This is a genomic window from Erwinia sp., from assembly GCF_031978025.1.
Classification (GTDB): Bacteria; Pseudomonadota; Gammaproteobacteria; order Enterobacterales; family Enterobacteriaceae; genus Erwinia.
Map to the genome: position 1 here is coordinate 1 of NZ_DALZCD010000246.1, position 6,626 is coordinate 6,626.

At 56.1% G+C, this 6,626-nt stretch carries 7 protein-coding genes; 3 read left to right on the forward strand and 4 right to left on the reverse strand.

Annotated features, from left to right (window positions below; all coding sequences use genetic code 11):
- The coding region (locus tag RTK32_RS17105; protein ID WP_312046080.1) for a GMP reductase at positions 1–624 on the forward strand (624 nt) is incomplete at its 5' end.
- A gap of 248 nt (positions 625–872) precedes the next feature.
- On the opposite strand, the gene hofC is transcribed toward RTK32_RS17105, so the two are convergent.
- The 4 genes from hofC to nadC all read right to left on the reverse strand — a co-directional run bounded on the left by hofC (position 873) and on the right by nadC (position 5,013).
- Entirely contained in the window at positions 873–2,072 is a 1,200-nt protein-coding gene (gene hofC, locus RTK32_RS17110) for a protein transport protein HofC (RefSeq protein ID WP_312046081.1), read from the reverse strand.
- A complete protein-coding gene (gene gspE / locus RTK32_RS17115; protein ID WP_312046083.1) occupies positions 2,065–3,456 on the reverse strand; it encodes a type II secretion system protein GspE in 1,392 nt (463 codons plus the stop codon). The genes hofC and gspE overlap by 8 nt, the downstream gene beginning before the upstream one ends.
- The gene (gene ppdD / locus RTK32_RS17120) at positions 3,453–3,902 is read right to left on the reverse strand and encodes a prepilin peptidase-dependent pilin (protein ID WP_312046085.1); all 450 of its coding nucleotides are present in this window, start codon (positions 3,900–3,902) and stop codon (positions 3,453–3,455) included. Before ppdD ends, gspE begins: the two co-directional genes overlap by 4 nt.
- A gap of 202 nt (positions 3,903–4,104) precedes the next feature.
- Positions 4,105–5,013 (reverse strand): carboxylating nicotinate-nucleotide diphosphorylase, encoded by a 909-nt coding sequence (gene nadC, locus RTK32_RS17125; protein ID WP_312046087.1) that lies wholly within the window; start codon positions 5,011–5,013, stop codon positions 4,105–4,107.
- Positions 5,014–5,229: 216 nt separating this feature from the next.
- Between nadC and ampD the strand changes: the two genes are divergently transcribed.
- Together ampD and ampE are read left to right on the forward strand one after the other, a co-directional pair.
- Entirely contained in the window at positions 5,230–5,796 is a 567-nt protein-coding gene (gene ampD, locus RTK32_RS17130) for a 1,6-anhydro-N-acetylmuramyl-L-alanine amidase AmpD (RefSeq protein WP_312046089.1), read from the forward strand.
- Positions 5,797–5,801: 5 nt separating this feature from the next.
- Positions 5,802–6,626 (forward strand): beta-lactamase regulator AmpE (ampE, locus tag RTK32_RS17135; protein ID WP_312046090.1); only part of this gene is annotated, 825 nt, incomplete at its 3' end.

The window sequence follows — 6,626 nt, forward strand, 5'->3', positions numbered from 1 at the left end:
GAATTTTTGCAGCGGGCTCGCGAAGCCTGCCCGGGTAAAACCATCTGTGCGGGCAATGTGGTGACGGGCGAAATGGTAGAAGAACTTATCCTTTCCGGTGCCGATATCGTGAAGGTGGGCATCGGTCCGGGTTCCGTCTGTACAACCAGGGTGAAAACCGGCGTCGGCTATCCCCAGCTGTCTGCGGTGATTGAATGCGCTGATGCTGCGCACGGTCTGGGTGGTCAAATTGTTAGCGACGGTGGCTGTTCTGTACCGGGTGATGTGGCGAAAGCATTTGGCGGCGGTGCCGACTTCGTTATGCTCGGCGGCATGCTGGCCGCACACGACGAATGCGAAGGCACGCTGGTGGAAGAGGATGGCCAGCAATTTATGCTGTTTTACGGCATGAGCTCTGAATCTGCGATGAACCGCCATGTCGGCGGCGTGGCGGACTACCGCGCCGCCGAAGGCAAAACCGTTAAGCTTCCCGTCCGGGGACCGGTAGACAATACGGCGCGGGATATTCTTGGTGGCCTGCGTTCTGCCTGTACATACGTGGGGGCTGAAAGACTGAAAGAACTGACCAAACGAACCACCTTTATTCGCGTAGCGGAACAGGAAAACCAGGTGTTCAATCGTTAATCATGCCTATCGACCTGCCGCTTATGTTAAGCGGCAGGCCTTTTCGGCTTCTGCGCTTTTGCCGGACGTCGCGGTATCAGGCCGTCTGCCGTGGCATGTTTGAAGCATCACCGGATCTGAGATCATGTCTGCACGAAACATTTCCCGTCCTGAAGCGGCGCCCGGCATGAATTATCTCTCCTGAAGAGGCGTTTGCCTGAGGCGTTACCTGTTCTGAAATTTTCCCTCTCCTGCTTCAAAAAGACCGCTTATCCCAACGCGTCGCCCAGATTAAAAACAGGCAGATACATGGCGATCACCAGGGTACCAACCAGTACACCGACTACGAGCATCATCAGCGGTTCCAGCGCGGCGGCCAGGTTATCCGCCAGTTCATGTGTATTGGTTTCATGCCATTCGCCCAGCCGGTGCAGCAGGCTGTCCAGTGCTCCTGCCTCTTCACCCACTTTTATTAGCTGATAACACAGGGGAGTGAAAAGCTTGTGCTGTACCAGCGCCAGATACAACGGATTGCCAGCAGCAATATGCTCTTGCAGGGCGACTATAGCTTCACGCCACAGCAGATGATCAAGCGTTTTCTCTACCGCTTGCAACCCCTGCAATAACGTCAGGCCGGCCTGCTGCGTGAGCGTCAGCGTCAGAAAGATGCGGCTAAGCTGGCCGCCGCGATAAAGCCTGCCAATGAGCGGCAGCCGTAGCAGACACCGCTGCTCGCTAAGCTGCCAGGCGGGCAGGCAACGGCTCTGCCAGCGCCAGTAAGCGAAACCGGCGAAGGCCAGCGGCAGGATAATCAGCCCGTAATGCTGTAAGCCCTCAGACAAGGTAATCACCGCCGCGGTAAAGGCCGGTAGCGGTGCATCAAAAGACTGATAGATAGCCACAAATTCTGGCAAAACGAAAACCAGCATCCCGATGCTGACCAGCAGAGCAACGGCTATCACAAACAACGGATAGCGCAGCGCTTTCATCACTTTCTTTTGCAGCTGGCGTTCTCTTTCCTGCTGCGCCACAAGCTGCTGACAGCATTCATCCATTCTGCCGGTCAGTTCGCCTACTGCGATCAGCGCAGGATAGAGCGGTGGAAAAACGACAGGCCAGCCAGCCAGTGCCTGTGAAAAAGGCACGCCCTCCGACACGCTTTGTTCTAAATGCGTGAGCAGTGCCTGCCAGCCGCGATCGGCATGACCTTCAGCCGTCAGTCGCAGGCTGGCAGACAGCGTCATACCCGCGTGCAAGAGCGTTGCCAGCTCGCGGAAAAAGGTGATTTTATGCTGCCATTTCCAGTCACCGGTGCGGTATCGGCGTCCTTTGGTAATCTTTAACGGCAACAGGTCAAGCGCCATCAGCCGTTCTGTTGCCTCTTGTCGACCCTGGCAAAACCAGGCACCCCGATGAAAATCACCTTCTTTGCCCATGGCCTGCCATTCTATTAACAGGGGATCAGCCATCGTCATTACCCACAATTCGGTTCAGCTCAGCCAACGTAGTATCGCCTTTATTGACGCTATGCAGCCCCTCGACAAAAAGTGAGTTTATATTTTGCTGCCGAATAATGTTCAGCAACACCTCGTGAGCGCTGTCGGCCGCGATAGCGTTCTGCAGTCGTGCATTAATGGGCAGCAGCTCGAACAGGGCCAACCTGCCGTAAAAGCCGGAATAGCAGCGTTCACAGCCGACGGCCTGCCAGTTCTGTACCGTGCCAGGCCAGATATCCTGAGGGAAATGGGCCAGCGCTTCAGCAGGCTGGCGGCAATGCGGACAGAGCCGGCGTACCAGACGCTGCGCCATAACCAGTTTTAGCGCAGAAGCGAGCTGGTAGCCTGGGATACCTATTTGCCGCAGCCGGGTTAGCGTTTCCGTCGTGGAGTTAGTATGCAGCGTTGAAAGGACCAAATGACCCGTTTGCGCCGCCTTAATAGCAATTTCTGCCGTTTCGGCATCGCGGATCTCGCCAATCATAATCACATCCGGATCCTGACGCAGCAGCGCGCGAAGAACGAGGTTAAAATCAAGCCCAGTTTTAGGGTGTACCTGGGTTTGATTAACGCCGGGCAGCGGAATTTCTACCGGATCTTCCACACTGCACAGGTTACGGCCTGGCGTATTAAGCGAACTGAGCCCGCTGTAAAGGGTAAAGGTTTTACCGCTGCCTGTAGGGCCGGTAACCAAAATCAATCCCTGCGGACGCGCCAGCGCTTCACGGAAAACACGCAGCGCCGCTGGTGACATGCCGAGATTGTCCAACGATACGGACTGGGTGCCATTTTGCAGCAGGCGAATAACGGCCTTTTCACCCCAGCGCGTGGGCAGCGTCGAGAGGCGAAAAGAAGCCGATTGGCCCGATAATGCCAGCGTAAACTGCCCGTCCTGGGGGATCCGGCGTTCAGCGATATCCAGGCTGGCGATGATTTTTAATCTTGCCAGCAGCGTCGCGCCCTGGTCGCCAGCCAGCGTTGGCACATTTTGCAGCACGCCATCCACCCGAAAACGGATGCGCAAAGTGTCCGCCTGAGGTTCGATATGGATATCCGACGCGCGCTGCTGGACAGCCAGCGTCAGCAGATTATCGATGCGCTGGATGGTGGTTTCACTGTGTTCTGCCGTCGGCTCGAATGCTGCAGGGCGATCCTGACGGTACTGTTCCAGCCGGGCCGGTGGCCAGTACTCAATTTCAATCGCAGCCTGAGTGGTAAAACGCAGTGCCGCCATCATATCCGCGGATGCGGGCGTAGCCATAGCGATGTGTAGCCGCTGCGGCGTCAGCGAAAGGATCACGGCATGGTGACGTTGACAGAGGGCCTCTACTGCCTTCAGAGGGGAGGTCGCCGTCATTCTGCCACCTCGCTGTCGTCGTCAAAGCGGAAAATATTTTCACAGGCTTCTTTCAGTCCGGTTTGCTGCGTGGCGCAGAGCCGCTGCCAGCTGATTTGGCCTTCGGCCCCGTCCCAAAGCGGTTTCATCGTTACCGTCAGGCCGGTCAGGCTCTCCTGGCCGGTCAGGGTCAGCACACCTCCCTGAACGGCCACGGTAGAAACGTAGCGTGAACCTTTCCCGGACGGCACGCCATTACTGCCTTCGCTACAGCTTTGCGTACCGCCGTGCTCGATAGCGCACAGTTCTACAGCCGTTTTAAAGGGCATAGCCGTTTGCAGCATATCGGTCAGCGCGGCCTTTTGCAGATAGTTCTGGTAAGCCGGCAGGCCGATGGCGCTGAGAATGGCGATGATAGCGATAACTATCATCAGTTCGACCAGAGTAAACCCCTGCTGATTTTTCATGATGTTGACGTCCATGTGATGAAGGAAGCCGCAACCTACCGCCGCATAAAATTGCAGGCCAGCGGCAAAAAAACGTTTTCAGAGAAGGGCTGTAGGGAATTTTTCGCTATTGCATTAGCGGACAATAAAACGGGAAAGTGGCTCGCAAAACTGGTGGAGGAGAACACGCCATCCGCAGACGGCGTGAAAATAGCGGGCAGGCTTACAACACGTCGGAAGCGGGGCGAAAACGCATAGAGAGATCCAGCGCCCGTACATGTTTGGTGAGCGCACCGACAGAAATGTAATCCACGCCCGTTTCGGCGAAAGTTTGTAGCGTTTCGTCAGTGACGTTGCCGGAAACCTCCAGCAGCGCGCGACCATCGGTCTGGCGCACAGCTTCCTGCATCTGTTCAACGCTGAAATTATCCAGCATGATGATGTCTGCCCCGGCTTCGACGGCCTGGTTAAGTTCGTCCAGCGATTCGACTTCCACTTCCACCGGCACGTCCGGATGTAGCCAAAAAGCTTTCTCAACAGCCTGACGAACAGAACCGGTGGCAATGATATGATTTTCCTTGATCAGGAAAGCGTCGGAAAGGCCCAGACGGTGATTGGCGCCGCCGCCGCATAGCACGGCGTATTTCAGCGCGGTACGCAGGCCCGGCAGCGTTTTTCTTGTATCAAGAAGCTGCGTTTTAGTGCCCTCAAGAAGAGCCACGTAGCGGCTGACTTCCGTCGCCACGCCGGATAACGTCTGGACAAAATTCAACGCCGTGCGTTCGGCCGTCAGGATCAGTGCAGCAGGGCCGATGACTTCAAATAACGGTTGATTGGCGACGATGGCGTCGCCATCCTCTACATGCCAGATCGTCTGCGTCTTATTACCCAGCTGGATAAAAACTTCTTCGACCCAGCGCTTTCCGCAAAAAATACCCGGTTCGCGGGTAATGACTACGGCATGGGAACGGGTGTCTGTTGGCAGCAGGCTGGCGGTAATATCATTGCTGGGGTCGATTTCGCCACCCAGATCTTCTCGCAGCGCCAGGGCTACGGCAGAAGGAATATCATCCTTAATACGTTCCAGCAGCGCGGTACGGCGGCTGTCCGCATCGTAGCGACGGGTTGTCATGGTCAAACTCCAAAAGGGCGAATTGAAGAGATAACCATGCTAGCTTTTTTACCTGTAGCTGGCGAGTCGGTTGCACTCTGAGCCGCGCCACTGTGCCGAACCGAACACAAAAAGCGGTGAAATTTTCCCTGGTGCTTTTTCTGCTTAAGCGCCGGGGCTTTCCGCGCCGGGGATTCATGTTACTCTGACGCTATTTAAAGGAAAGGAGATCGGGCCATGCAGTTGCAGTCAGGCTGGCTGACCGGCGTGAAGCGGGTGTTGTCGCCTCATTTTAATCAACGTCCGGAAAACGAGACGCCCACGCTTCTGGTTATTCATAATATCAGCCTGCCGCCGGGCGAATTCGGTGGCCCGTGGATCGATGCGTTATTTACCGGCCAGCTGGACGCCGGAGCCCATCCTTATTTTGCGGATATCGCGCACCTGCGTGTTTCTGCACATTGCCTGATCCGTCGTGATGGCGAAATTATCCAGTACGTGCCTTTTGATTTACGTGCCTGGCACGCCGGTGTCTCCCGTTATCAGGAGCGTGAAGCCTGCAACGATTTTTCCGTGGGGATCGAGCTGGAAGGCACTGACGTGCTGCCCTATACCGATGCGCAATACCAGGCTTTGCAGGCGGTCACCCGTTTACTGGCAAAGCACTATCCGCATATCGCCGACAATATTACCGGGCATAGTGATATCGCGCCGGAAAGAAAAACCGATCCCGGACCGGCTTTTGACTGGGAAAGATTTCGGAGCGGGCTGGAGAACGATCCCTCCGCTGCACAGCAGGAGTAACAGGCATGACGCTTTTTAGTTTGTTATTGGTATTGGGATGGGAACGCCTGTTTAAAATGGGCGAGCACTGGCAGCTGGACCATCATCTGGCGCGGCTGTTTCGCCGTCAGCGGCGTTTTTCGCTGTTGCGCACGCTGGTCATGACGCTGGTGGCTATGGCCGCCATCGCGCTCTGTTTACTGGGGCTGAAAGGGCTGTTTTTTGGTTTTTTGCAGCTGCTTTTTTGGATTGCCGTCGGGCTGTTGTGCATCGGTGCGGGATCGGTTCGCCTGCATTATCACGCTTATCTGAAAGCGGCCAGCCATAACGACGCGGATGCGCACAAGGCAATGGCGGAAGAGCTGACGCTCATCCATGGCCTGCCGATGGAGTGTAACGAGCGTGAATATCTCTGCACGCTGCAAAATGCGTTGCTGTGGATTAACTATCGCTTTTATCTGGCACCGATTTTTTGGTTTGTGGTGGGCGGCGCCTGGGGGCCGGTGCTGCTGGTGGGCTACGCTTTTTTGCGCGCCTGGCAAAGCTGGCTGGCTCGCCACTATACGCCACTGGAACGCTCACAGTCCGGTGTGGATGCCATTTTACACTGCGTTGACTGGATCCCGGTACGATTAGCGGGGGTTGCCTATGCTTTATTAGGACATGGTGAACGCGCGCTACCGGCCTGGTTTGCCTCGTTGGGCGATCGACACACCTCGCAATACCAGGTTCTGACCCGACTGGCGCAATTTTCGCTGGCACGCGATCCGCACACGGATAAAGTGCAAACGCCCCGAATTGCCGTCGCGCTCGCTAAAAAAGTGTCGTTGGTGATAGTGGTGGTGGTGGCG